The sequence below is a fragment of the Ochrobactrum sp. EDr1-4 genome (assembly GCF_049199085.1).
GTDB lineage: Bacteria > Pseudomonadota > Alphaproteobacteria > Rhizobiales > Rhizobiaceae > Brucella.
This window is the reverse complement of sequence record NZ_JBLZOF010000001.1, coordinates 25,817-50,720: the sequence shown is the minus strand read 5'-3', so window position 1 is coordinate 50,720 and position 24,904 is coordinate 25,817. Positions and strand designations below refer to the sequence as shown.

Sequence of the window (24,904 nt, the reverse complement as noted above, 5' to 3'; positions counted from 1 at the left end):
TTATGGTCGGTACGTGTTTGTATGACTTTAAATCGGTAAAAACATGGAAACGATCTTGCCTTTGACGCATTTGCTGGTCACTAAACCAGTTATTGCCAACACGGCACAGATTGATGAGCATAATTTTAGTGGCTCTTTAGTTTTTCGAACGATCTGAAGGCGGGAATCCGGATTCATGGTAAGGCTTATCGGATATTTCTTCGGTATAGGTACAGTTTTCGCGCTCATAGTAGCCGGCGGAGTGGCTGTTTATATCGGGGGCGTGACTAAGGAATTGCCTGATTACGAAGTGCTCGCAAAATACGAGCCACCAGTCATGACACGCGTTCACGCGTCTGACGGTAGTCTGATGGCAGAATATGCGCGCGAACGCCGGATGTATCTGCCAATTCAGGCGGTGCCAAACCGTGTGAAAGCAGCCTTTATTTCTGCCGAAGATAAAACCTTCTATGAGCATCACGGTCTGGATTTTGGTGGTCTCGCTCGTGCGGTTCTTACCAATGTGAAGAATCTGGGATCTGGTCGTCGCCCGGTTGGTGCTTCGACGATCACGCAGCAGGTTGCAAAGAACTTCCTTCTTTCGTCAAATCAGACTTACGATCGTAAGATTAAAGAAGCAATTCTAGCGATGCGAATTGAGCAGGCTTACTCGAAAGACCGCATTCTTGAGCTTTACCTCAATGAAATTTTCTTTGGTCTCGGTTCATACGGTATTGCCAGTGCTGCGCTGACCTATTTCGATAAGTCGGTTGGTGAGTTGAGCATTGCGGATGCAGCTTATCTGGCGGCTTTGCCAAAGGGGCCGAACAATTATCATCCATTCCGTTACCCGGACCGCGCGATGGAACGCCGCAACTGGGTTATCGATCGCATGGCTGAGAACGGCTATATTACGACGCAGGAAGCTGAAGAGGCCAAGAAGCAGCCGCTTGGTGTGAACACACGGACGGCTACTCATTATCTCTTCGCATCTGAATATTTCAGTGAAGAAGTACGTCGTCAGATTATCCAGAAATACGGTGTTGATGCGCTTTATGAAGGTGGTCTGTCTGTTCGCACGACGCTCAATCCGACGATGCAGACCGAAGCACGTAAGTCGCTGCAAACTGCTCTTTTGCGCTACGATGAAGCTCGTGGCTGGCGCGGTCCTTTGAAACATGCAGAGCTTGGCAGTGACTGGGCGGCAGCATTTGGCGACATGCAGTCATTTGAAGACGTACCTGAATGGCAGTTGGCTGTTGTTCTCAACGTCTCTGCTGCTGGCGCAGATATTGGTTTGCAGCCTGCTATCGGTGGCTCCGGTTTCCGTGGAAAAGAGCGTACGCGGGCGTTCATTGCTGCCGATGATATGAAGTGGGCTATGCGTGTTACGAATATCGACGGTAAGCGCGGTAGCGCCAAGTCGCCGGAAGGTGTCTTGAAGGCCGGAGATATTGTTTATGTTTCCAAAGCTGGAGACGGTGAATCTCGTTTCCGCTTACAACAGCCTCCGAAACTTCAGGGAGCAATGGTTGCTATGGATCCGCATACAGGCCGCGTTCTCGCGATGGTCGGCGGTTTCTCCTATGGGCAATCAGAGTTTAACCGCGCAACACAGGCTTATCGTCAGCCCGGTTCCTCATTCAAACCTTTTGTTTATTCTGCGGCTCTCGACAATGGCTACACACCAGCATCCGTTGTTTTGGATGGTCCGCTGGAAGTCAATCAGGGCGGTTCGCTCGGCGTATGGGCACCAAAGAACTACTCCGGTAAGTTCTCCGGTCCTTCGACACTGCGTTATGGTATTGAGCAGTCGCGCAACGTCATGACCGTGCGCCTTGCGCAGGACATGGGCATGAAGACGGTCGCTGAATATGCGGAACGTTTTGGCGTCTATGACAAGATGCTCCCGGTCCTGTCGATGTCGTTGGGCGCTGGCGAAACCACCGTTCTGCGAATGGTGACAGCTTACTCGGTCATCGCGAATGGCGGACAGAGCATAACACCTTCGATGATCGATCGTATTCAGGATCGTTACGGCAAAACCGTTTTCAAACATGACGGTCGTCAGTGCGAGGGCTGCAATACGCAGCAATGGTCTAATCAGGAAGAACCAACACTGATCGATAATCGCGATCAGGTGCTTGATCCGATGACTGCTTACCAGATCACGTCGATGATGGAAGGTGTGGTTCAGCGCGGTACAGCACAGTTGCTTAAGAGTCTTGATCGCCCGCTTGCTGGCAAGACCGGCACCACGAACGACGAAAAAGATGCGTGGTTTGTAGGCTTTACACCAGACCTCGTTGTTGGTGTCTTCATGGGCTATGACACGCCGACGCCGCTGGGTCGTGGTGGTACTGGCGGCGGTTTGGCAGCCCCGGTGTTCAAAGACTTTATGACTCAAGCTCTGGCCGGTACTCCGAAGGTTGATTTCCGTGTACCGGAAGGCATGACGCTGATTGCGATTAATCGGAAGACAGGGATGCGCACCAATCAGGGTGATCCAAACCTGATTATGGAAGCATTTAAGCCTGGAACAGGGCCGTCTGATACCTATTCAGTTATCGGTATGGATCAGTTCCGGGAGGGGTCACCCGTTCAGCCACAATCACCACAAGCAACCCGTGCAATCAATTCGGGTTCGGGCGGACTTTACTGACCTCTCCCTCTTTACACTGCGTCGCGTGCTAACTATGGTCCGCGGCGCTTGGATGGCTATTTGCCACTCCTTTTAAAAGTGTGAGGCTTGCTCTGATAGGGCTTAGGTTCTCTCCACATATATGCGGAATAATTGAAGGAACGATTTGCCCATGCGCGCGGAAATCGAGACGCTGGTTGACGAAATCCAGCAGGCCATAAGCCTGCTGAGGAGGCATCTTTGACTGGGATCAGGCAATCAAACGTCTGGGCTATCTGAACCAGAGAGCTGAAGATCCGACCCTTTGGAATGATGCACAGGAAGCCCAGAAGTTGATGCGTGAGCGTCAGCAATTGGAAGATAGCATAAACGGCATCAATGCGCTGAGACAGACGCTGAACGATAGTATCGAACTCATCGCCATGGGCGAAGAGGAAGGTGACAAGTCGATCATCACTGATGCGGAAAATACCATTCGCGAGCTGAAGTTGGATGTTGATCGACGCCAGATCGACATGCTGCTTTCGGGTGAAGCCGATGCGAATGACACCTATCTTGAAGTCCATGCTGGCGCAGGCGGCACCGAAAGTCAGGATTGGGCGTCAATGCTTTTGCGTATGTATACACGCTGGGCCGAGCGCAGTGGGCGCAAGGTCGAAGTGATGGAAGTGCATTACGGCGAAGAAGCTGGCATCAAGTCTGCGACGATCCTGATTAAAGGCCATAATTCCTATGGTATGGCAAAGACGGAATCGGGCGTTCATCGCCTGGTGCGCATTTCGCCTTACGATTCGAATGCGCGCCGCCACACATCGTTTGCTAGTATCTGGGTTTACCCTGTCGTGGATGATAATATCGATGTTCAGGTAACAGAAGCCGATGTTCGCATTGATACGTATCGTGCTTCGGGTGCTGGTGGTCAGCACGTTAATACTACGGACTCAGCGGTGCGCATTACGCATATCGCCAGTGGCGTGGTTGTGCAGTGTCAGGCCGAACGTTCGCAGCATAAGAACCGTGAAAAAGCCTGGGCTATGTTGCGCGCTCGTCTTTACGAAGAAGAGCTGAAAAAGCGCGAAGCTGTGGCGGATGCAGCCAATGCCAGCAAGACAGATATTGGCTGGGGACATCAGATTCGTTCTTATGTTTTGCAGCCTTACCAGCTGGTCAAAGATCTGCGTACCGGCGTTGAAAGCACCAACCCGCAAGAAGTTTTGGATGGTGCGGTGTCGCCGTTCATGGAAGCCGCTCTTGCACACCGTATTCATGGTGGCGCTGAACTTATCGAAGACATTGACTGATCTTCGTGTTGATAAAGATGCTAAAAACCCGGCTATATGCCGGGTTTTTTATGCAGCCTATTCTTGGATCACTCAGGAGTCTTTTGACGCTGCGCGCTCTACAATGGGGCGTGGCTTGTGTGTACGTGGGCCAGTGATGATCGTGTCGATTTTCTGAATTGTCAGCGCATCTTGCGGTGATAAACGCTCTGGCTGAACGGACATGCCGGGCGGTGATTCCGATGGCATCTCAGGCAGTGGTTGCATCACCAGTGGCTTTTTAAAAAGCGATGCGAGCTTGCTATTTGATTGTTGTGATTTTTCAGTGAGGTTTTCAAACGTCGTATAAACGCCGCCACCCACAGCGAGAACGAAAGCTACAGCACCAAAAACTGACGTTCGTACCCATTTCGTGGACCAGTGCCGGGCGGCCGGTTCATTAAGATGCTCAATGCATCCGTCGTTTCCTGGCTTGTTCCACTTTTTTATCATGCTGGTCGTCTTTGCATCCCAGATATTTGATTCTATTGCACCTTATCATGGTTAACAAAGCTTTTCCGAAGCTTTCGCAATACTCGCATATACGAGAATTTATAAGGGCAATCCTTTTACACGCATTGCCCTTATTGTCGGATCAAAGCGCGCGTGCAGCCTCTAATACAGCTTGCGCATGGCCATCGACTTTTACTTTTTCCCAGATTTTCGCAATACGACCTTCTGCATCGATCAGAAACGTCGTTCTTTCAACACCCATATATTTGCGGCCATACATGCTCTTTTCGAGCCAGACACCGTATGCTTCAAGCACGGTCTTGTCTTCATCTGCCGCCAGATCGACGGTCAATTCGTGCTTTTTGCGAAATTTAGCATGCTTTTCCGCGCTATCCGGCGAGAGACCAATGACACGTACATTCAACTTGTCGAACTCAGGTTTGAGCTGAGAGAAAGCTATGGCTTCTTTTGTACAACCAGAAGTATCGTCCTTTGGATAGAAATAAAGAACGACTGGATTGCCTTTGAGAGATGACAGACTAATGCTGTCATTATCTGATGGCAAAGTGAAGTCCGGTGCCAGATCTCCAATTTGGGGACGAGCCATATCTAAGCCTTTCTTTTGTAGATATACGAGTAAACTGCCTGTTACACTTAAAGCTATCGCACTCGCATCAGTCTTGTGCAACGTAGCGAAACTAAGGCAGCGACCGGTCTATCTTCTGGGAGAGGCTAAAGAAGCACAAGATCGGTCTACTGATCGAATATAAGTTAATAAAAACAGTATATTATTGAGTTCTCATGATTCATTTTATGAGATGTTTTAAATAGAGAAATCAGGTGGTCGGCTGGAATATTGACTGAGAAAGAGCACAAAATACGCTTTTCCAAGCGCGAGATGAAGAGAATCGAGCGTCTGGCAGCTGACGGAGATGATGGAGGCGTGTTCGTAATCGGACGTCGCAAACGCTCATTCGTTTCCTTGTGCTCTCATGCATTTCTGTCACTGTGTATTGTACTTGTTCTGATCGGCGGCGTCGGTTTTGTTGTTTTGCGTGGCGGCGTGACCAGCAATATGTTGCGTGAAGAAGCTCAGAAAACTTTGACCCGTGTACTCGGTGATCAAGCATCTGCTTCAATTGGAAGTGCTGGACTTTCACTTGATCAGAATAGTCTGGTGGCCTTAGAGGCTCGTGATGTCTCAATTTCTGATCCCAAGCAGCGCATTGAAATCCAGAATATTAAGTCTGTACGCCTCGGGCTTGCACCACTTCCACTTTTGACCGGCAATGTGCGGGTTGCGGAATTGGAAATCGATGGCGCAGCTTTTGATTTGCCAGAACAGGAAGGCGCAGGGTTCTGGAAGTCTCTACCCTATGACAAGCGCGGTTTTGTAGATTTTGACGCGCTTTCCGATGATCTTTTTTCCGCGATGCGCCGAAATCTTGAACTGTTACATGACCAGAATACACAGGCCCTGAGCCTGATGAATACAACGGTGCGGTTTAAGGCTGGAGATAATCAGCAGAGCATCGAAATCAGAAAGCTGCGACTGGTTGAAGATGCAGGCCACATTAAACTGGATGGCACTGTTGTCTGGAACGGCAAGGTAATTGCCCTTGATGGCAATATCGATCGTAAGGGCCAAGATAATGAACTTGATGCGTTCAAGGTCATTATTAGCAATATTCCCCTCGACTTGGGTTCACCTGCTGAAGTCGCGCCAATTATCGATGGCAATCGGGTTAATCCTGCCCACTTTGAACTCAAAGGCAATGCCAGTCTTTCGCTCTCTGGCAAAACGGCTCATGCTGAGGAACCAGATACAATCGGTGCTGAGTTAGCCGTTAATGGTATCGACATGCAGCTTGGACGTGTTGAGGATGTGCGTGGCTCGGCTGTGCTGAGGCTGGAACACTCCGTTGGTAGTCAAAAGATTGAAGTGTTGCCGTCGCGCGTTCAGTTGGGTGGATTGCAGGCTCAGTTCAATGGTGCCTTCGGCCCAGATTTTCAGGCCGAAAATGCAGCTTCGGACCCGAGTTATCGTTTTGAAATACTGACCACTTCAGCGACGAGTATGCCAGCTGAGTCGAACGACCCGCAGCTGTCGTTTGGAGTGCGTATTGCTGGAAGTTTCTTTTCGAAACAGCAGCGGATCCAGTTCTCAAATCTCGATGTTCAAACCGAAAATGGTGAACTCTACGGTCAGGGAAGTATTGGCTTTGGCAGCGGTTCGCCCGAAATGATTTTCATGCTGCGCATTCCGGATATGCTTGTCGCTGATGCAAAGCATCTTTGGCCTATCGACGTTGCTGACGGTGCACGTGCCTGGGTATTGAAGAATTTGTATGGTGGTCGCCTGAAAGATAGCCGTATCGACATATCCTTGGCGGGCGGTCGCTTTAATGGTCCCGGACTTCCTCCACCGCTCACGGGCGAAGAAATAAAAGCTGATTTTAATGTCGAACAGACGCGCTTTGATGTCATTGGTGAATTACCGCCTGTTCGCGATGTCAATGGAACTGTGAGCGTTCGCGGCGCACATACGACCATCAAGCTTGATAAGGGTGTTGCTTACACGCCCGACAACCGGAAGGCAGATGTTTCCGAAGGCACGCTGATTATTCCTTGGGGCCCACAACGTCCGGTTATTGCAACTCTTGATCTTCTTGTGTCAGGACAAGCCGCAGCTATTGCGGAAATCGCCGGAAAAAAGCCGATTGATGTTCTTAAAAACGTGCCTTTCATGCCGCAGGATGTCACTGGCGACGTAAAATCGCGTGTTAAAGTCAGTTTTGCAGTGTCGAAAGATCCGCCACCCGGAACCCTCAAGTGGGAAGCTGATATTGGCTTCAAAAATCTTTCTATCGATAAGCCGGTTGGCGGCTCGAAGGTTACTGATGCTGATGGCAGTATAAAGGTTGATCAGACGGCTGCGATAATTACTGCCGATGCAAAGCTTGATGGCATTCCGGCCAAAATTACAATGACAGAGCCAGTTGATCGTTCAGGTCCTGCAAAGCGTGACCAGAAAGTTCGATTGGAAATCGACGACAAGTCGCGTGACAAACTGCTGCCCGGCTTGAAGGACGTCTTCTCAGGACCAATTTCGATTGATCTTGGAATGGAAGAAAATGGCAAACGGCATGTTGTAGCGAACCTTGACAAGACTCAGGTTGATTTACCTTGGCTAGGTTGGCGTAAAGGCAGCGGTATTGCCTCAAAAGCGGAGTTTGACCTCGTTAAAAGCGCTGGCAGTGATGGCAAGATCGATATTCGCAACCTCGTGCTGACTGGTGATGCATTCGGCGCAAAAGGCAGCCTGTCTATCGCTGGTGGTGATCTCCAGTCGGCAGATTTAACTGATGTACGGCTTAATCGTTCTGATCGACTTGCCATAAAAGCCACTAAGGGGACGGGTGGATACCGCGTTAATGTCAGCGGTTCAAAGTTTGATGCACGTTCGCTGATCAAGCAGTTTTCTGATGTTGGCAAGAAAACTGGTGGCTCCAAAGGCGACACTACACGCGTTGTTGTGAGTGCGCAGATTGATCAGGTTACAGGGTTTAATGACGAGGCCCTGCGCAATGTTGCCGTTTCTTATGAAAGTGCAGGAAGCAAAATCTCTGGTGTGTCCGTAAACGCCCAGACGTCTTCCGGGGAGTCATTTGTCGCAACTAATAATGAACAGGGCGATGCGCGTTCTGTTTCGTTGCAGTCCAATGATGCTGGTGCAATCCTGCGCTTCTTCGATTTCTACGATAAGATGCGCGGCGGAAAAATTACCGTTGGCTTGGCGGGGCAGGGCAATGGTCCGTTGAGCGGTCAGATTGATGCCAGAAACTTTTCGATCATCAACGAGCCGCGCCTTGCAAAAATTGTTTCTTCTTCGCCATCAACAGGTGGCACAAGCCTTAACCAGGCCGTTAAGCGTGATATTGACGTATCCCGCGTTGATGTGGAGCGCGGCTTCTCACTGATAGAAAAAGGTATGGGATATCTGAAGCTTTCGAAGGGCGTGCTTCGGTCGCCAACTGTCGGAGCAACTTTTCAGGGCACGCTTTATGATCCGCAGGGAAATATGTCGATGACCGGCACATTTATGCCCGCCTATGGCGTGAACCGGATATTCGGTGAAGTGCCGATCTTTGGTGCGCTTTTGGGCAACGGACGTGATCGTGGTCTTTTAGGCATCACGTTCAAGCTTGAAGGCACTGCTAAAGCACCACAAGTGATTGTCAACCCGATTTCAATTATCGCGCCGGGTATTTTCCGCTCGATCTTTGAGTTTTGATGGATAATAAAAAAGCCCGGCTTAGCCGGGCTTTTTTATTACTGTTTTACTGCATTAAGCAGGGCGGATTAGCACGTGGCGCTTCTTGCCAAGCGAAACCTTGATAACACCTTGTTCGTTAAGCGCTGATGCATTGATCGACAAACGAGGGTCGGTCACGATTTCATCGTTAATGCGAACTGCACCGCCTTCAATGTGACGACGTGCTTCGCCATTGGTGGCGCAGAGTTCTGCAAGCACCATTAACGCAAGCACACCGATGCCATCATTAAGCGTTGCCTTGTGAACGCCGACGGTTGGAAGGTTTTCCGACAGTTCACCGTCTTCGAAAGTCTTGCGAGCGGTGTCAGCAGCTTCTTCTGCAGTGTCACGCCCATGCAGAATTGCGGTAATCTCGGTCGCGAGGATTTTCTTCGCTTCGTTGATCTCTGAACCGCCGAGAGCGGCAAGCTTTGCAATTTCATCCAAAGGCAGCGTTGTGTAGAGCTTCAGGAAGCGTTCTACGTCAGCGTCTTCTGTATTGCGCCAGTATTGCCAGAAGTCATAGGCACTGAGCATATCGGCGTTAAGCCAGATAGCACCGCCCAGCGACTTGCCCATTTTCTGGCCTGAAGCTGTGGTCAGCAAAGGCGAGGTGAGGGCGTAGAGCTGCGGCGTACCCATACGGTGACCGAGATCGATACCGTTGATGATATTGCCCCATTGATCTGAACCGCCCATCTGCAAGCGCATGTCATAGCGCTTGCTGAGTTCTACGAAATCGTAGGCCTGCAAGATCATGTAGTTGAATTCGAGGAACGAAAGCGACTGTTCACGATCAAGGCGTGTTTTGACCGAATCAAAAGACAACATGCGGTTGACTGAGAAATGGCGGCCCACATCGCGCAGGAATTCGAGATAATTAATATCGCGCAGCCAGTCAGCATTATTGACCATAAGCGCGTCTTTCGGACCTTCGCCGAAAGTCAGGTAGTTTGCGAAGACGCGTTTAATACCGGCGATATTATCCGCGATCGTATCTTCGGTCATCAGCTTGCGTGCCTCATCCTTGAAGGATGGATCGCCAACCATGCCGGTGCCGCCGCCCATAAGGGCTACGGCGCGATGGCCAGTCTGCTGGAACCAGTGCAGCATCATGATCTGGATCAGACCGCCAGCGTGAAGGCTCGGCGCTGTCGGATCAAAGCCAATATAGGCCGTCACGGTTTCCTTGACCAACAATTCATCGAGGCCGCTTTCATCAGACATTTGATGAATAAAGCCGCGCTCGGAAAGCGTGCGAAGAAAATCGGATTTAAAACCGGACATGCCCTTTTCCTGACTGATTAGGCGAGAATGGAAATAACGGTAAGTAAGTGCTTACCGCCTTATGATAATTTGCCTTTAGCATCATTCAAGCGGGAATAACAAGGAAAGTCCGGTATGGCCGATTTGAAACGCGCAATTGGGTTGATGAGCGGTACTTCGATGGATGGTATCGATATTGCTCTTGTGACCACTGATGGCGAGAATTTGGTCGAACGCGGACCGTCGAGTGCTGTGTCTTATTCTGATGGATTTCGCGCACGGTTGAAGGCAGCTCTTAATGATGCGCGTAGTATCAGTGATCGCAATGAGCGCCCCGGTATTCTAAAGCAACTTGAACGCGACCAAACCCTTCTTCATGCGATTGCCGTTCAAGACTTTCTCTATGAACATTCGTTGAAGCCGGAAGAGATCGATGTGATCGGGTTTCATGGTCAGACCGTGCTGCATCGCCCGCGTGAGGCGCTCACGGTACAGATTGGAGATGGAGCATTGCTTGCGGCAGAAACCGGCATTCCAGTCGTCTACGATATGCGTGCTGAAGATATGCGACATGGCGGCGAGGGCGCGCCATTGATCCCGGCCTATCACGCGGCACTCGCTGCCAACTTGCCTTCAGGTCTCGAAGGGCCGGTCGTCTTCGTTAACATTGGTGGCATCTCCAACCTCACTTATGTCGATGAAGCAGGTAGGCTGATGGCTTATGATAGCGGGCCGGGCAACATGCTGATTGATCAGTGGATGGAACTGAATGAGCAGGGCAGTTTTGATGCCGGCGGCATAACGGCCATGAGCGGTGTCGTGGATGACGCTCTGGCAGCTCGCTATCTCGATCACGCGTTTTTCAAAGGGAATCACCGTCGGTCCCTTGATCGTGGCGATTTCGTTGTTCCTGCAAAAGGCGCTACGGATTTGGCGACAGGTGCACGCACGCTCGCCTATGTGAGTGCTGCGGCTATTCTGCGCTCTGCATCGCATTTGCCGTCACAGCCCCGAACCTATGTGGTGAGCGGTGGCGGGCGTAAGAATGCGGCCATTATGTCTGAGCTGAGTGCGCTTGCTGAACGCGAAGGCGCGCGTGTCGTTGATGCGGATAATGTGGGTATCGACGGTGACGCAATGGAAGCGGAAGCATGGGCCTATCTGGCTGTGCGTTCCATGCGCGGGCTTCCACTGACATATCCTACAACAACAGGCTGCAATCAGCCGCTGTCGGGCGGCGTTCTGGTTTTTCCGCCAAAATAAAAGCCCGGTAGCAAAACGCACCGGACTTTCATAAAGCTAATTTATAGAGCGTTTAACGCAGGCGCTTCTGGCGCACTTCAACCAGTTCGCCAGCAAGACGGCGGTCCAGATATTCGGTGCACTCGTCGATCAGAAGATCACCTTGCCCAGTAAAGAAGTGGTTTGCACCCGGCATTGTGTTCTGGGTGATCGTAATGCCCTTCTGCGTCTTGAGCTTATCGACGAGCACCTGCACGTCCTTCGGCGGTGCAACCTTGTCCTGATCGCCATGGATAATCAGGCCTGACGATGGGCAAGGAGCAAGGAACGCGAAGTCATAGGTATTTGGCTGCGGTGCAACCGAGATAAAGCCTTCGATTTCTGGGCGGCGCATCAAAAGCTGCATACCGATCCATGAGCCGAAAGAATAACCAGCAACCCAGCAATTCTTGGAATCGGGATGCAAAGCCTGAACCCAATCAAGCGCGCTTGCTGCATCGGACAATTCGCCCGCGCCATGGTCGAACTCGCCTTGGCTGCGGCCGATGCCGCGGAAGTTGAAGCGAAGCGTGGTAAAGCCGCGGCTCTGGAACATGTAAAACAGATCATAAACGATCTTGTTGTTCATGGTTCCACCGAACTGCGGATGCGGGTGCAGGATGAGCGCAATCGGTGCGTTCTTTTCGCGTGAAGGCTGATAGCGGCCTTCAAGGCGTCCGGCTGGGCCGTTGAAAATGACTTCTGGCATGTGTACTCCGCTGGTGATCGGAAGATCGGCTCTCGGTTGGCGAACTTGACGTAACAGTGCGCCGCTTCTAGAACCGATTTGAAATTTCGTTAGACTGGACCGTAGTTCAGTACCTAGTGTGGCTTAATAGGCTTTTCCTGACTGAAAATTCAAGAAAATTGCGCTTATCGCCACTTAAAGGCTTCGCTTAGGAGATAGTATCGGTGATCGGAACCGGCAAGAGGCTCTATCTGGACTATAATGCCAGTGCGCCATTGCTCGATGAAGCACGCAATGCGGTCATCGAGGCATTAGGCATTACCGGCAATCCTTCATCCGTACATCGTGAAGGACGAGCCGCACGTGCGCTCGTCGAATCGGCGCGGCGCAGCGTGGCAGCGCTTGTGAATGCTAAGTCGGATCATGTCTTCTTCACATCGGGTGCTACGGAAGCCGCATCCACACTTCTGACGCCAGTTTACATGATGGGTCGCTCGCCGGTGCGTCTTTCACATCTCTATATAAGTGCGACCGAGCATCCATGCATGCTGGCTGGTGGGCAGTTTGCCCCGGAAAACATCTCCGTTATTCCCGTTGATGAAAACGGTATTCTGCGTCTTGAAGCTTTGGAACAAGCGCTCAAAGCGCATGACAAAAGCGCCGGCTTGCCGCTTGTTGCCGTTCAGGCCGCAAACAATGAAACTGGCGTGATCCAACCAATTCGCGATATTGCAGCAGTTGTCAAAGCGTCGGGCGGTATATTCGTTGTTGATGCGGTACAGGCCGCAGGTCGTATTAAATTAGATATTACCGATAATTGCGGCGATTACTTAATAATCTCATCACACAAGATTGGTGGGCCGAAGGGGGTCGGTGCAGTTATTGCGATTTCCGATCTGATGATGCCAAAAGCATTGGTTCGCGGTGGCGGTCAGGAAAAAGGTCATCGGGCTGGCACCGAGGCGCTGCCCCTTATTGCTGGTTTTGGGAAAGCTGCTGACATTGCGGCAGAACGATTGAATGGCGATGGCTGGTCTTCGCAATCGCGTGACAGGCTGGAAGCCGGGCTTATGGAAATCACACCCGATGCAACCATTCACGGCAAAGCTGTTGATCGCCTGCCGAACACCACTTTTTTTTCGCTCGATGGTCAAAAAGCCGAGACAGTGCAGATCGCATTCGATCTTGGCGGCATAGCATTGTCGGCGGGGTCAGCTTGCTCTTCAGGCAAAGTGGGGCCGAGCCACGTGTTGGCCGCTATGGGGCAGGAAGATGGCCCCGGCGCGATCCGCGTTTCGATTGAGCCAGAAACTTCGACGGATTCCGTTGACCGGTTCCTGGACGTTCTGCGCAAAATCGTCGCCCGTCACGAGCGCGCTAAAACAATTGATGGCCATGTGTGATTTTGAAGACCCCGGATTAGGCCGGGGAATTCAGCTACTTTAACTAGCTCAACTCCACTTGATGTCGTCTGAGCATTTCTCGCATAGAAGTCGTTCTCAAACAGGTCTGCGGATCAACCGGACCGCACTTGGTCCAAATATTATATTTTTCACGAAAGTAATCGATCACAAGCAAATCAGCCTCTACTCGATCATGACCTTCCTGAACGAGGTTCAAAAGTGCGTCGACCGAACTTCCTTCATTTTCAGGAAGATTTTTTCGCTTTCCGGTGTTCCATATCGCAATCCCCACGCGCTCCAGATGACCTGATATCCAGGGGTCATCGACGGTCCACATAACGTCAGGGATTTCATAGAACAGATCGTCAAACCATTCCGGACGTACTAAAACGCCAGCAAAACCGGAAATCTGATCAGCATACCCGCTTGAAGTAAGATTAGGTTTTGTCAGAAAAAGGCTTAGAATCCGCTTCATTCTATAGTTTAGATCTTTATTTTTCCACCGGCTTCGCGGCAGTCTATCTTTTGGGCGACAACTATCCGAGATATCCGGAAACGTTTCTCCAACTTCAATAATGCATGTATTTGGTTTCAGGGAAGCTTCAGTTTTGAACCGATGGTGCCATCCGCGATCATATATTTTATCATCGTCGCAAAACAAAATGTCGACGTCTTGGCCTTTAAGGTCTTGTGCTGCAGGGAGTACCTTTGTTGCAGGCCCATAATCCTTCTCGCAACGGTGAATTGTCACGCCCTCTGGCACCTCAGGAAGCTTTCCGTCCCAATCAGGAAATCGTCGATAGCTTGTCGGAATGTATAGCCTAACCTCTGAAAACTTCAGACTTTGCCGCAAAAGTGATTTGAGTGTTGGCTGAAGCAAATTAAACCGTGAAGGTATTGAAGAGAGGGTTGCTATAGTCGGGCAGCTCAATTGAATTCTCCAGCCTCATTTATATCTTGATCTTTGATCAACAATAATAATTCTGTCTCGGCTTATATTAAGGTGCCTTAATATAGATGCTCATCACAAAAATGGCAGATACTGACTTTGAGCTAAGTTTGCAATGGATACTTATTTAAGTGCCACTCACAGTTGGTATGAATGTGAATATGGGCTGTTTGCCAGACGAAAATAATGCCAAGAACCTGAGTAGTAGGTGCGATTGTGGTGACAATCCGCGCTGGGGCGATAAAGATTCCCAATTTCCTCATAATTTTATCAGCAAATTTAAAGCTGGGCTTGAAATTGAGTTTAGAAAGGTTTTAAAGAAGCGTCACGCACACTATATTGTGGCGACGATAACGGCTATCATCGCCCTGACGTTTGCAACTGTCGAACCTTGAATTCGACGAGGATGGAGAACGCCAATGCCTGCAGTGCAGGAGACCATTGATCAGGTTCGCGGCTTGGACGTGGACCAGTATAAATACGGATTTGAGACAACCATCGAATCCGAAAAGGCCCCGAAGGGTCTGAACGAAGACATCATTCGCTTCATTTCCGCTAAAAAAGACGAACCGGAATGGATGCTGGAGTGGCGTCTCAAGGCCTATGAACGTTGGCTTACTATGGAAGAGCCAACATGGGCGCGCGTCGATTACCCCAAAATCGACTTTCAGGATCTTTATTATTACGCAGCACCGAAGAATCAGACCGGCCCGAAATCGCTGGATGAAGTCGACCCGGAACTGCTTCGCACCTATGAAAAGCTTGGCATTCCTTTGCGTGAGCAGGAGATTCTTGCTGGCGTGCGCAAGCAGGGCGACCCAAGCGAAATCGACGGCAATCCATCGGACAATGTCTATGCATCAGGCCGCGTGGCTGTTGATGCGGTGTTCGACAGTATTTCGGTTGTTACCACGTTTAAGGCAGAGCTTGCCAAAGCTGGCGTAATCTTCTGCTCGATCTCCGAAGCTATTCGCGAGCATCCTGAACTGGTTCAGAAGTATCTCGCTTCGGTGGTTCCTGTTTCGGACAATTATTATGCGACGCTAAATTCGGCCGTCTTCACAGATGGTTCGTTTGTTTACGTGCCTAAGGGCGTTCGTTGCCCGATGGAGCTTTCGACCTATTTCCGTATCAATGAAAAGAATACGGGCCAGTTCGAACGCACGCTGATCATCGCGGAAGAGGGCGCTTACGTCTCCTATCTCGAAGGTTGCACTGCACCACAACGCGACGAAAACCAGCTTCACGCGGCGGTTGTTGAACTGATCGCGCTTGATGATGCCGAGATCAAATACTCGACCGTTCAGAACTGGTATCCCGGCGATGTCAACGGTAAGGGCGGCATCTATAACTTCGTGACTAAGCGTGGCGATTGCCGTGGCGACCGTTCCAAAATCTCCTGGACACAGGTTGAAACCGGCTCGGCTATTACCTGGAAATACCCGTCCTGCATTCTTCGCGGTGATGATTCACGCGGCGAATTCTACTCGATTGCTGTTTCCAACGGCTATCAGCAGATCGACAGCGGCACCAAGATGATTCACCTCGGCAAAAACACGTCGAGCCGCATCATCTCCAAGGGTATTTCGGCAGGAAACTCCAACAATACCTATCGCGGACAGGTTTCAGCCCATCGCAAGGCGACCAATGCCCGTAACTTCACCCAGTGCGATAGTCTCCTGATCGGCAACGATTGCGGAGCGCATACTGTGCCTTATATCGAGGCGAAGAACGCCACGGCACAGTTTGAGCACGAGGCAACCACCTCGAAGATTTCCGACGACCAGCTGTTCTACGTTATGCAGCGCGGTATTCCACAAGAAGAGGCAATTGCCCTCATCGTCAATGGTTTCGTGAAGGAAGTCATCCAGGAACTGCCAATGGAATTCGCCGTTGAGGCGCAGAAGTTGATTGGCATTTCGCTCGAAGGCAGCGTCGGTTAATCCGACGCTTGCCTGACTGCTTTATCGCATCCGATTTTCTGGCCAGCTCTTTAACTGGCTTATGCAGTTCTTCGCGAAGACTGCGCTGAGAGACAAGGTTTATACCCATGCTTGAGATCATCAACCTTCATGCAAAGATCGCTGACACGGATACTGAAATTATCCGTGGTCTGAACCTGACTGTGAACAAGGGCGAAGTCGCCGCCATTATGGGCCCGAACGGTTCAGGCAAGTCGACACTGTCCTATATCCTTGCAGGTCGTTCTGACTACGAAGTGACCGAAGGCGACATTCTTTACAATGGCGAGTCGATCCTCGAACTGGATCCTGCTGAACGCGCTGCCAAGGGCATCTTCCTTGCGTTCCAGTATCCGATGGAAATCCCAGGCGTTGCCACAATGGAATTCCTCAAGGTTGCGATGAACAGCCAGCGCAAGGCGCGCGGCGAAGCTGAACTGAAGATTCCTGAATTCATCAAGCGCGTTAAAGATGCTGCTGGCGGTCTTAACATCGACATGGCTATGCTGAAGCGTCCGCTGAATGTTGGCTTTTCGGGCGGCGAAAAGAAACGCGCTGAAATTCTTCAGATGCAGCTCCTTGAGCCAAGCCTTTGCGTTCTCGACGAAACCGATTCTGGCCTCGACATCGATGCGCTGAAGATCGTTTCCGACGGTGTGAATGCCCTGCGTTCGCCAGACCGCGCCGTGATCGTGATCACTCACTATCAGCGTCTGCTTGATTATATCGTGCCGGATAGCGTCCATGTTCTTTACAAGGGACAGGTCATCAAGTCGGGCGACAAGACACTCGCAAATCACCTTGAAGAAAATGGCTATGCTGACATTATCGGCGAAGTAGCCTAAGGAGGCGGATTATGAATATCCAGACCTCAAAGCCAAGGACACCCGCTGAAAGCGCGCTGATCGAAAGCTTTGCCACCCGTATGGGCGAGCTGCCGGGCAATGGCGATGTCGTCATTGCGCGTGACAATGCGCTGGAAGAATTGAAGATCAATGGTCTTCCTTCGCGCCGCATTGAAAGCTGGCATTACACGGATTTCCGGACGCTGCTGAAAAGCGTACCGGATTTCAATCCGACCGTTGGCACCAATGCGCTTCCAACGCTGCTTGCAGGCTCGACCGTTCTTGCTGCAAGCAATGGCGCGGCACTTGCTGCCAAAGCTCCTGAAGGCGTGACACTGACGGCTGTGCGCGATGCACTTGCTGATGGCTCGCTCGTTCCACAGCTTAGCGTTCGTGGCACTGACGACACTATTGGCCAGATCAACGCTGCTTATGTCAGCGATGGCTGGGCTGTTTCGATTGCTGATGATGTTGAGCTTGAAGCGCCGCTTGAAATTCAGAACATCCAGAAGTCGGGCCAGGGCCATACACGCTTTCCGGTCGAAATCGGTTCGAACGTCAAGGCGACGATCATTGAGCGTCAGACTGGCGGCGAAGGCGATGCGTTCTCGACCTCGGTAAGCCATGTGAGCGTCGGTGATGGTGCCGATGTCATCTGGGTAATCCTGCGCGATTTCGGTCATTCGACGCAGCTAGCGCAGTTCAATGCAACGATAGGCGCAGGCTCTAAGCTCACGCTTTACATCGTCAATGCCGGTGGCAAGCTGATCCGTCAGGAAGTGCATCTGACCGTTGCGGGTGAGGATTCAGATTTCGAACTCCGTGGTCTCAATCTGCTCGCAGATGATTCCCACACCGACATCACCATGACTGTTGCGCATCTGGTTGAGAACACACGTTCGACCCAGATCATCCGCAACGTGGTCAAGGATCGCGCACGCGGCGTTTTTCAGGGCATGATCCGTGTCGCACAGATCGCTCAGAAAACCGATGCGCGTATGGCCTGTAACACGCTGTTGCTGTCTGATGACGGCGAGTTTGATGCAAAGCCTGAGCTGGAAATCTTTGCAGATGACGTGGCTTGCGGTCACGGTGCAACGGTGACTGAGCTTTCCAAAGACTATCTCTTCTATCTGATGGCGCGCGGCGTTCCTGAAAGTGAAGCCCGCGGCCTGCTGATTAAGGCATTTATTGCCGAGATCATTGAAGAGCTGGAAAATGAAGCTCTGGTTGAGGCACTGGAAGAAGTGCTTTCAAACTGGCTTTCAGCCCACGCTTGATTGAACAAGGCGGAGTAAGATTTACTCCGCCTTTTCTGCCTCAATGGTAGAAGGAACGATCATGGATCAGAAGAATCCACTTATAGCGCGCTATGATGTCGAAGCGATCCGCAGAGATTTCCCCATCCTGTCACGACAGGTTCATGGCAAGCCGCTTGTTTACCTTGATAATGGCGCATCTGCCCAGAAGCCGCAAAGCGTCATCGACGCGATTACCCATGCTTATTCAAATGAATACGCCAATGTGCATCGTGGTCTGCATTTTCTCTCCAATGCTGCCACAGACGCCTACGAAAAATCGCGCGAAACAGTCCGCCGCTTTTTAAATGCCGGTTCGGTAGACGAAATCGTCTTCACGAAAAATGCGACCGAAGCGATCAATACGGTCGCTTATGGCTACGGCATGCCGAATATCGGCGAGGGTGATGAAATCCTTCTGTCGATTATGGAACATCATTCCAATATCGTGCCATGGCATTTTATCCGCGAACGTCAGGGCGCAAAGCTTGTCTTCACACCGGTCGATGACGAAGGCGTGTTCCATATCGAGGAATTCGAAAAGCGTCTGACCGAGCGTACCAAGCTCGTAGCAATTACCCATATGTCCAACGCACTTGGCACAGTGACGCCGATCAAAAAGATCGTTGAGCTGGCCCATGCGCGCGGCATTCCAGTTCTCGTTGATGGCAGTCAGGGTGCTGTGCATATGCCTGTCGATGTGCAGGATCTCGGCTGTGATTGGTATGTCTTTACCGGTCACAAAGTCTATGGTCCGTCAGGCATTGGCGTTCTTTATGGTCGTGCGGAAATGCTCGAAAAGATGCGTCCGTTTCAGGGCGGCGGCGAAATGATCGAAGAAGTGAGCGAAGAAAACGTCACTTACAATCATCCGCCGCATCGTTTTGAGGCTGGCACGCCGCCAATCGTTCAAGCGATTGGGCTTGGCGCTGCGCTTGAATATATGGAAAAAGTCGGCCGTCACGCGATCGCTGCGCACGAAGCAGACTTGCGAGACTATGCGCATGAGCAATTGGGCAAGATCAACAGCTTGCGCATTTATGGCAATGCACCGGACAAGGGCGCTATTATTTCGTTTGCGTTAGAAGGCATTCACGCGCATGACGTTTCGATGGTGATTGATCGGGCAGGGGTTGCGGTGCGTGCAGGCACGCATTGCGCACAGCCGCTCTTGAAACGTTTTGGCGTCACCTCTACATGCCGTGCTTCATTCGCACTATATAATACACGCGCTGAAGTCGATGCATTGGCAGAAGCCTTGGAAAAGGCAAGGAAGTTTTTCGGATGACCGAGATCGAACAAAAAGTTCAGGAACAGACTGAAACCAAGACGGACGATGCAAGTGCATCTGCGGAAGGAAAGTCAGTTTTCTCCGCCTCTGCTATTCCTCAGGAAGAATTGCTTCGACTGACTGATGACATCATCAGTGCATTGAAGACGGTGTATGATCCCGAAATCCCAGCGGATATTTACGAGCTTGGTCTGATTTACAAGATCGACATCGAAGATGATCGCACGGTCAAAATCGAGATGACGCTAACGGCTCCTGGTTGCCCAGTTGCTGGCGAAATGCCGGGCTGGGTTGAAAATGCCGTTGGCACAGTCGAGGGCGTTTCCATGGTCGAAGTATCTATGACCTTTGATCCGCCATGGTCTGCCGACCGTATGTCGGAAGAGGCGCAGGTCGCTGTCGGCTGGTATTAAAAAAAAAGCCCCGCATTGCGGGGCTTTTTATTTAGTGGCCGGTGGTATTGGCATAATGCATGGAATTTTTGCCAAAGCAGCCTTGTAAAAGACCAACCAATCCGCCGAGTGCTGTTGCGGAGGAAACAAGGCCCTGACCGCCACGGAATGGAATGGAAAGGCTAGCACCGATAAATTTAATCGCACGTCCTACAATCTTTACAGGCAGCTTTTTCAGTGTTTTGTTAGGGTTCTCCCGATAACGGGCGCCAAATTCTGTAATGTTATGATCACGGTTACGGCGATAATGATAACTCAGCGTCAATCTGGATGAGGGCACTGTTTCATAAACAATCGCATCACAGGCCCAGCCAGTTTTCGCTCCAAGCGATTTTGCCTTGGCCCACAGATTCCAGTCTTCGCCGCCTGTTAGTCCAAACTGGGAATCAAACCGTAAGCCGGTGTAGCGGAAGAAATCTAGTTTCCCCATCCAGCTACCCGTAGCCACCTTGATAGAATCGCTGCGTCCGGCCTCACATTTAAGCCGGCACTTGCGTTCCGATTTATAGCCACTGCGCTCAATACCCGACCAAACGAGCTTTTGCAGGAGCGTCAGATTTTCGTCAAAAGGTTTTGGTCTGACTGGCGAGCCAACAATATCAAGATCAAGACGATCCCGTTCAGCTAACAGATTGACCAGCCAATCCTGCTCGACGAATTCATCATCATCGACATAAACCAGAAAATCAAAGCCATGCTCAATCGAATGGTTCAGCGCACGATTACGTGCCGATGATATTCCCAATACCTCTTCGACAACATATTCGATATTATCATTTGGCATATTTGAACGGAACTGGCTGATAGTTGTTTCAAGTGTTGGAGAAGCGTTATTCTCGACAACTAAAAATGAAATATCAGCATTATTTGGTTTTTTGATCGTCGCAAGCGACGAGAACAACATGCATAGCATGTTTGGTCTGTTGCGTGTAGCAACTGAAATGCAGATTCGCCGTTGAGACATGATAGATTGCGCCCAGAAATATATCTAATATATTATGCAAGCTTAATATTTAATAATTATGAAGACAATAGTTGTGATGCATGATTAAATGCAACCCGAATTGCATCTATAAAATAAGTTCGCTTTTATTTAAGTAAGGATTGGTTTTTTTGTGCCGTGCACCAAAATAAATAGTGGTGCCCCCAGAGAGACTCGAACTCCCGACCCCCTGATTACAAATCAGGTGCTCTACCAACTGAGCTATAAGGGCAGCACAGGCGTGGAATTAGCATAATTTTCAGCTGTGTAAAGCGAAAATTCACATAAAACGGCAATGGTAAGCAAGTTTTGCATATGGTAGCCATTTTGCCTGTGGAAATTGCACCGGCTGGCGCATTGGAATGGAATAATATGGACGATAAATCCCTGGCGATTCACTTCCTTTCTTCTGGAACAGAGGAATCACTCGCAGCTCAGAAGGAGTTGGTGAAGCGTTATGGTCATGTAGCAGCCGAAGACGCAGATGTTGTCGTATCGCTCGGTGGTGATGGCACGATGTTGCAAGCGCTTCGCGATTTTATGAACAGTGGCATCCCCGTTTATGGAATGAACCGTGGGTCGGTCGGCTTTCTTATGAATGAGTTTAGTCTTGATGATTTGCCCGCGAGAATTCGTGCGGCTCAGAAAGAAGTGATCCGTCCGCTTGAGATGATTGCTGAAACAGAGCACATGGCTCCCTTCAAGGCGCTTGCGATCAATGAAGTTTCGCTTTTTAGGCAATCCTATCAAGCCGCAAAGGTTCGTATAACCATCGATGGTAAGGTGCGGCTTGAAGAGCTGGTCTGTGATGGTTTAATGGTGGCAACGCCCGCAGGTTCAACTGCTTATAATCTCTCAGCTCAAGGGCCAATTTTGCCGTTGGAAGCGCCTCTGCTGGCTTTGACCCCGGTTAGCCCGTTTCGGCCAAGGCGTTGGGGTGGGGCACTTTTGCCAAAGCATGTGACCGTGCGCATGGATTTGCTTGAAATTGAGAAGCGTCCAGTGAATGCCGTTGCAGACAATAATGAAGTGAAATCTGTTCGGGCTGTGACTGTGCGTGAGGCGGTCGATAGTCAGGTTGCCATCTTGTTTGATCAAAATCATTCTTGGGATGAGCGAATTTTAACAGAACAATTCAGACATTAGTTGGCTTTGCTTTTAGTAAAGCCTCACGTAAGACAGATGTGAAAGATAATAAAATACAAATAAATAGGCGTTTTTATATGTCTCAACCGTATTTTAGTTGACTTTTGTTCCATGTAGACGTAGGCGATGCTGCAAGAAAACGCTTTTTGCGTTGCAGACGCCTTTTCTGCCTTGGTTCCTGCGCCTGATGACGTGGCGGCAATGACAGGATGGGTGGAATTCATTTCCAAACAGAGAGCTGCGCCTCCATTGACAACATTTGCCGAACTCGGTCTTTCCCCGAAAGTGCTCGCCGCCGTTGAAGCTGCGGGATATGCCTCGCCTACACCTATTCAGGCTGGAGCTATTCCTCCTGCGCTTGAGCGCAAGGATGTGCTTGGTATCGCCCAGACGGGTACGGGTAAGACTGCATCTTTCGTTTTGCCGATGCTGCATCTTCTGGAAAAGGGCCGTGCACGTGCTCGCATGCCGCGCACGCTCATTCTTGAACCAACGCGCGAACTCGCAGCGCAGGTCGAAGAAAATTTTGTAAAATACGGCGTTAATCATAAGGTCAACGTGGCGCTTTTAATTGGCGGCGTATCCTTTGATGAACAGGAACGTAAGCTGGAGCGCGGCGCAGATGTGTTGATCGCGACGCCTGGTCGACTTCTCGATCATTTCGAACGTGGTAAGCTGCTTCTGACTGGCGTTGAAATTCTGGTTATCGATGAAGCTGATCGTATGCTTGATATGGGCTTCATTCCTGACATTGAGCGCATCTGCAAGATGATACCGTTTACCCGTCAGACATTGTTCTTTTCGGCAACCATGCCGCCGGAAATTACCAAGCTAACCGAACAGTTCCTGCATTCACCAACGCGGATTGAAGTGGCTAAGGCTTCTTCGACAGCAAAGACTGTCGCGCAGCGTCTGGTTAAATCGGGCCGTAAGGATTGGGACAAGCGCGCAGCTTTGCGTGATTTGATCCGTTCTGAAGGCGATGCGATTAAGAATGCGATTATCTTCTGTAATCGTAAGAAAGACGTATCGGAGCTGTTCCGCTCACTGGTCCGTCACGAGTTTGACGCCGGTGCTTTGCACGGCGACATGGACCAGCGTGCGCGCATGACCATGTTGGCGAACTTTAAGGAAGGCAAGTTGCGCCTTCTCGTGGCATCTGACGTTGCCGCACGCGGTCTCGATATCCCTGATGTGAGCCATGTCTTCAATTATGATATTCCGATTCATGCTGAAGATTATGTGCATCGCATTGGCCGTACTGGTCGTGCAGGCCGTTCGGGTCAGGCATTCACTTTGGTTACGACCGGCGACGCAAAGTATCTTTCGGCAGTCGAATCTTTGATTAATGAAAAGATTGAATGGCATGACGGCGATCTTTCAACCTTGCCAGCAGCTGACGAATCTGACGATACGTCGCGCAAGGGCAGAAATGCCCGAGGCAAAGGCAAAGATGCCAAGGGTAAATCGAAAGATAAACAGAAGGTCGAGGCACCTGTGATCGTTCAGGCCGATGAACCGCAGCCAATCATTCACGAAATTAAAGAGCGTCGTGACCCGATCCGCACATCAAATGATGAGCGTCGTAATAAGCCACAGCACGATCATCACAAGCGTCGCCGTGATCGCGATGATGATGATGGTCCGGCACCAGTTGGCTTTGGTAGCGAAATTCCAGCATTCATGCTGATCCCAACAGGGGTTCTGGCATAAGAAAAGAAAACCCGACCCGAACATTCAGGTCGGGTTTTTACTTTTGAGGTGTGGAGCGAACACTTGCTGCAAATGCAAGTTTTGCCCAATCTGTCATGATGTCAGGATCATCAAAAGCATCATCCGGCACACTCCAATAAGGCATGGCAACCGGCTTTCCGCTCTTTTTGCTATCATAAGCCCATTGTCGCGACCCAGCATCAATGAAAGCGGGCGCGCTTTGAGCATCAGCTTTTAAAAGCAACTCATCTCCAACGACGAGCGCTATAATAAGGCCCTGATGATAAATACCTTTGCCGCCGAACATGCGGCGAATGCTGATTGCACCTAAGCCCGCAAATAATTCTCGTAGGGTCTCGTCATCCATTGCTGAAAGCCAATTGGTTAAGCAGCACCCTGCATCTGGCGAAGGCTTTCTGGTGAGGCAGGAGTTAGTTCAACCGATTCACCGCAGCCACAAGCAGAAGTCTGATTGGGATTGTTGAAAACAAAACCAGTGCGTAGCGTTGTGACTTCAAAGTCCATTTGTGTGCCAAGCAAAAACAGAACGGCTTCCGGCGCGATATAAACCTTCGCACCGTCTTTTTCGACGCAATCGTCGCCAGCCTTTGGCTCTGTGGCGAGATCAATCGTATATTCCATACCCGCACAGCCGCCTTTTTTTACGCCAACGCGAATGCCGAGCGCACCTTCTCTGGATGCCATGATTTCACTCACCCGCGCTGCGGCTGCATCGGTAAGCGTCAAGACTGAGAAACGGCCCATTTTCATCTCTTCCGGTGTTCTGCTGGTCAGAGACTGAAGAATCATTCAGTCTGCTCAAAGCAATCGCTTTTTCGCGAGATTGCCACGTTTTTACTATAGTTAGTGTTGTAACATCATTACTGCAAGACACCAAATCGAGAGCGCATCCAAAGCCGCT

The 24,904-nt window shown here is 50.5% G+C and carries 21 protein-coding genes and 1 tRNA gene; 13 read left to right on the top strand and 9 right to left on the bottom strand.

The window, feature by feature from the left end; genetic code table 11:
- Positions 1–175 precede the first annotated feature (175 nt).
- Positions 176–2,641, top strand: coding sequence for a penicillin-binding protein 1A (locus tag ACOZHT_RS00230; RefSeq protein WP_339508521.1), 2,466 nt, complete (start codon positions 176–178; stop codon positions 2,639–2,641).
- Positions 2,642–2,792: 151 nt separating this feature from the next.
- A protein-coding gene (gene prfB, locus ACOZHT_RS00225; protein WP_339508522.1) for a peptide chain release factor 2 occupies positions 2,793–3,921 on the top strand; the annotation gives its coding sequence in 2 pieces (ribosomal slippage) (positions 2,793–2,861 and positions 2,863–3,921; 1,128 coding nt in all).
- A gap of 72 nt (positions 3,922–3,993) precedes the next feature.
- On the opposite strand, the gene ACOZHT_RS00220 is transcribed toward prfB, so the two are convergent.
- Entirely contained in the window at positions 3,994–4,392 is a 399-nt protein-coding gene (locus ACOZHT_RS00220) for a hypothetical protein (RefSeq protein WP_339508523.1), read from the bottom strand.
- Between the two features lie 142 nt (positions 4,393–4,534).
- Positions 4,535–4,999, bottom strand: coding sequence for a thioredoxin-dependent thiol peroxidase (gene bcp, locus ACOZHT_RS00215; RefSeq protein WP_339508524.1), 465 nt, complete (start codon positions 4,997–4,999; stop codon positions 4,535–4,537).
- A gap of 291 nt (positions 5,000–5,290) precedes the next feature.
- Between bcp and ACOZHT_RS00210 the strand changes: the two genes are divergently transcribed.
- On the top strand, positions 5,291–8,686 hold the full coding sequence (locus ACOZHT_RS00210) for a DUF3971 domain-containing protein (protein ID WP_339508525.1): 3,396 nt from the start codon (positions 5,291–5,293) through the stop codon (positions 8,684–8,686).
- Between the two features lie 54 nt (positions 8,687–8,740).
- On the opposite strand, the gene tyrS is transcribed toward ACOZHT_RS00210, so the two are convergent.
- On the bottom strand, positions 8,741–9,994 hold the full coding sequence (gene tyrS / locus ACOZHT_RS00205; protein WP_250039771.1) for a tyrosine--tRNA ligase: 1,254 nt from the start codon (positions 9,992–9,994) through the stop codon (positions 8,741–8,743).
- 114 nt (positions 9,995–10,108) lie between these two features.
- On the opposite strand from tyrS, the gene ACOZHT_RS00200 reads away from it, so the two are divergent.
- Positions 10,109–11,236, top strand: a complete 1,128-nt coding sequence (locus ACOZHT_RS00200; protein ID WP_339508526.1) for an anhydro-N-acetylmuramic acid kinase — start codon at positions 10,109–10,111, stop codon at positions 11,234–11,236.
- A 52-nt stretch (positions 11,237–11,288) separates the two neighbouring features.
- Here the strand turns inward: ACOZHT_RS00200 and ACOZHT_RS00195 are convergent, their stop codons facing one another.
- Positions 11,289–11,963 carry an alpha/beta hydrolase gene (locus ACOZHT_RS00195; RefSeq protein ID WP_094507100.1) on the bottom strand — a complete coding sequence of 225 codons (675 nt, stop codon included), beginning with the start codon at positions 11,961–11,963 and terminating at the stop codon, positions 11,289–11,291.
- Positions 11,964–12,166: 203 nt separating this feature from the next.
- On the opposite strand from ACOZHT_RS00195, the gene ACOZHT_RS00190 reads away from it, so the two are divergent.
- Complete coding sequence (locus ACOZHT_RS00190; protein WP_339508528.1) at positions 12,167–13,345, top strand: cysteine desulfurase family protein; 1,179 nt, start codon at positions 12,167–12,169, stop codon at positions 13,343–13,345.
- A gap of 43 nt (positions 13,346–13,388) precedes the next feature.
- Here ACOZHT_RS00190 and ACOZHT_RS00185 read toward each other — a convergent pair whose 3' ends face one another.
- Positions 13,389–14,276 carry a glycosyltransferase family 2 protein gene (locus tag ACOZHT_RS00185; RefSeq protein ID WP_339508530.1) on the bottom strand — a complete coding sequence of 296 codons (888 nt, stop codon included), beginning with the start codon at positions 14,274–14,276 and terminating at the stop codon, positions 13,389–13,391.
- A gap of 149 nt (positions 14,277–14,425) precedes the next feature.
- Here ACOZHT_RS00185 and ACOZHT_RS00180 point away from each other — a divergent pair, with 149 nt between their 5' ends.
- From ACOZHT_RS00180 to ACOZHT_RS00155, 6 genes are all read left to right on the top strand, one after another.
- The gene (locus ACOZHT_RS00180; RefSeq protein WP_421565194.1) at positions 14,426–14,689 is read left to right on the top strand and encodes a hypothetical protein; all 264 of its coding nucleotides are present in this window, start codon (positions 14,426–14,428) and stop codon (positions 14,687–14,689) included.
- A 24-nt stretch (positions 14,690–14,713) separates the two neighbouring features.
- Positions 14,714–16,237, top strand: coding sequence for a Fe-S cluster assembly protein SufB (gene sufB / locus ACOZHT_RS00175; protein WP_339508534.1), 1,524 nt, complete (start codon positions 14,714–14,716; stop codon positions 16,235–16,237).
- A 107-nt stretch (positions 16,238–16,344) separates the two neighbouring features.
- Positions 16,345–17,100: a Fe-S cluster assembly ATPase SufC gene (gene sufC / locus ACOZHT_RS00170; RefSeq protein ID WP_339508535.1), complete on the top strand. Its 756-nt coding sequence runs from the start codon at positions 16,345–16,347 to the stop codon at positions 17,098–17,100.
- Between the two features lie 11 nt (positions 17,101–17,111).
- Positions 17,112–18,380, top strand: a complete 1,269-nt coding sequence (gene sufD, locus ACOZHT_RS00165; protein WP_339508536.1) for a Fe-S cluster assembly protein SufD — start codon at positions 17,112–17,114, stop codon at positions 18,378–18,380.
- A gap of 61 nt (positions 18,381–18,441) precedes the next feature.
- Complete coding sequence (locus ACOZHT_RS00160) at positions 18,442–19,686, top strand: cysteine desulfurase (protein ID WP_339508538.1); 1,245 nt, start codon at positions 18,442–18,444, stop codon at positions 19,684–19,686.
- A complete protein-coding gene (locus ACOZHT_RS00155) occupies positions 19,683–20,102 on the top strand; it encodes an SUF system Fe-S cluster assembly protein (RefSeq protein ID WP_339508540.1) in 420 nt (139 codons plus the stop codon). Before ACOZHT_RS00160 ends, ACOZHT_RS00155 begins: the two co-directional genes overlap by 4 nt.
- 31 nt (positions 20,103–20,133) lie before the next feature.
- On the opposite strand, the gene ACOZHT_RS00150 is transcribed toward ACOZHT_RS00155, so the two are convergent.
- Complete coding sequence (locus ACOZHT_RS00150) at positions 20,134–21,105, bottom strand: glycosyltransferase family 2 protein (RefSeq protein ID WP_339508542.1); 972 nt, start codon at positions 21,103–21,105, stop codon at positions 20,134–20,136.
- 174 nt (positions 21,106–21,279) lie between these two features.
- A tRNA-Thr gene (locus ACOZHT_RS00145) sits at positions 21,280–21,355 on the bottom strand.
- A 140-nt stretch (positions 21,356–21,495) separates the two neighbouring features.
- On the opposite strand from ACOZHT_RS00145, the gene ACOZHT_RS00140 reads away from it, so the two are divergent.
- Entirely contained in the window at positions 21,496–22,269 is a 774-nt protein-coding gene (locus tag ACOZHT_RS00140) for an NAD kinase (protein ID WP_339508544.1), read from the top strand.
- A gap of 249 nt (positions 22,270–22,518) precedes the next feature.
- Entirely contained in the window at positions 22,519–23,982 is a 1,464-nt protein-coding gene (locus ACOZHT_RS00135; RefSeq protein WP_339508923.1) for a DEAD/DEAH box helicase, read from the top strand.
- A 37-nt stretch (positions 23,983–24,019) separates the two neighbouring features.
- Here ACOZHT_RS00135 and ACOZHT_RS00130 read toward each other — a convergent pair whose 3' ends face one another.
- The gene (locus tag ACOZHT_RS00130) at positions 24,020–24,349 is read right to left on the bottom strand and encodes a TfoX/Sxy family protein (protein WP_339508546.1); all 330 of its coding nucleotides are present in this window, start codon (positions 24,347–24,349) and stop codon (positions 24,020–24,022) included.
- 17 nt (positions 24,350–24,366) lie between these two features.
- Positions 24,367–24,747, bottom strand: a complete 381-nt coding sequence (gene sufA, locus ACOZHT_RS00125) for a Fe-S cluster assembly scaffold SufA (protein ID WP_339508924.1) — start codon at positions 24,745–24,747, stop codon at positions 24,367–24,369.
- Positions 24,748–24,904: the final 157 nt, after the last annotated feature.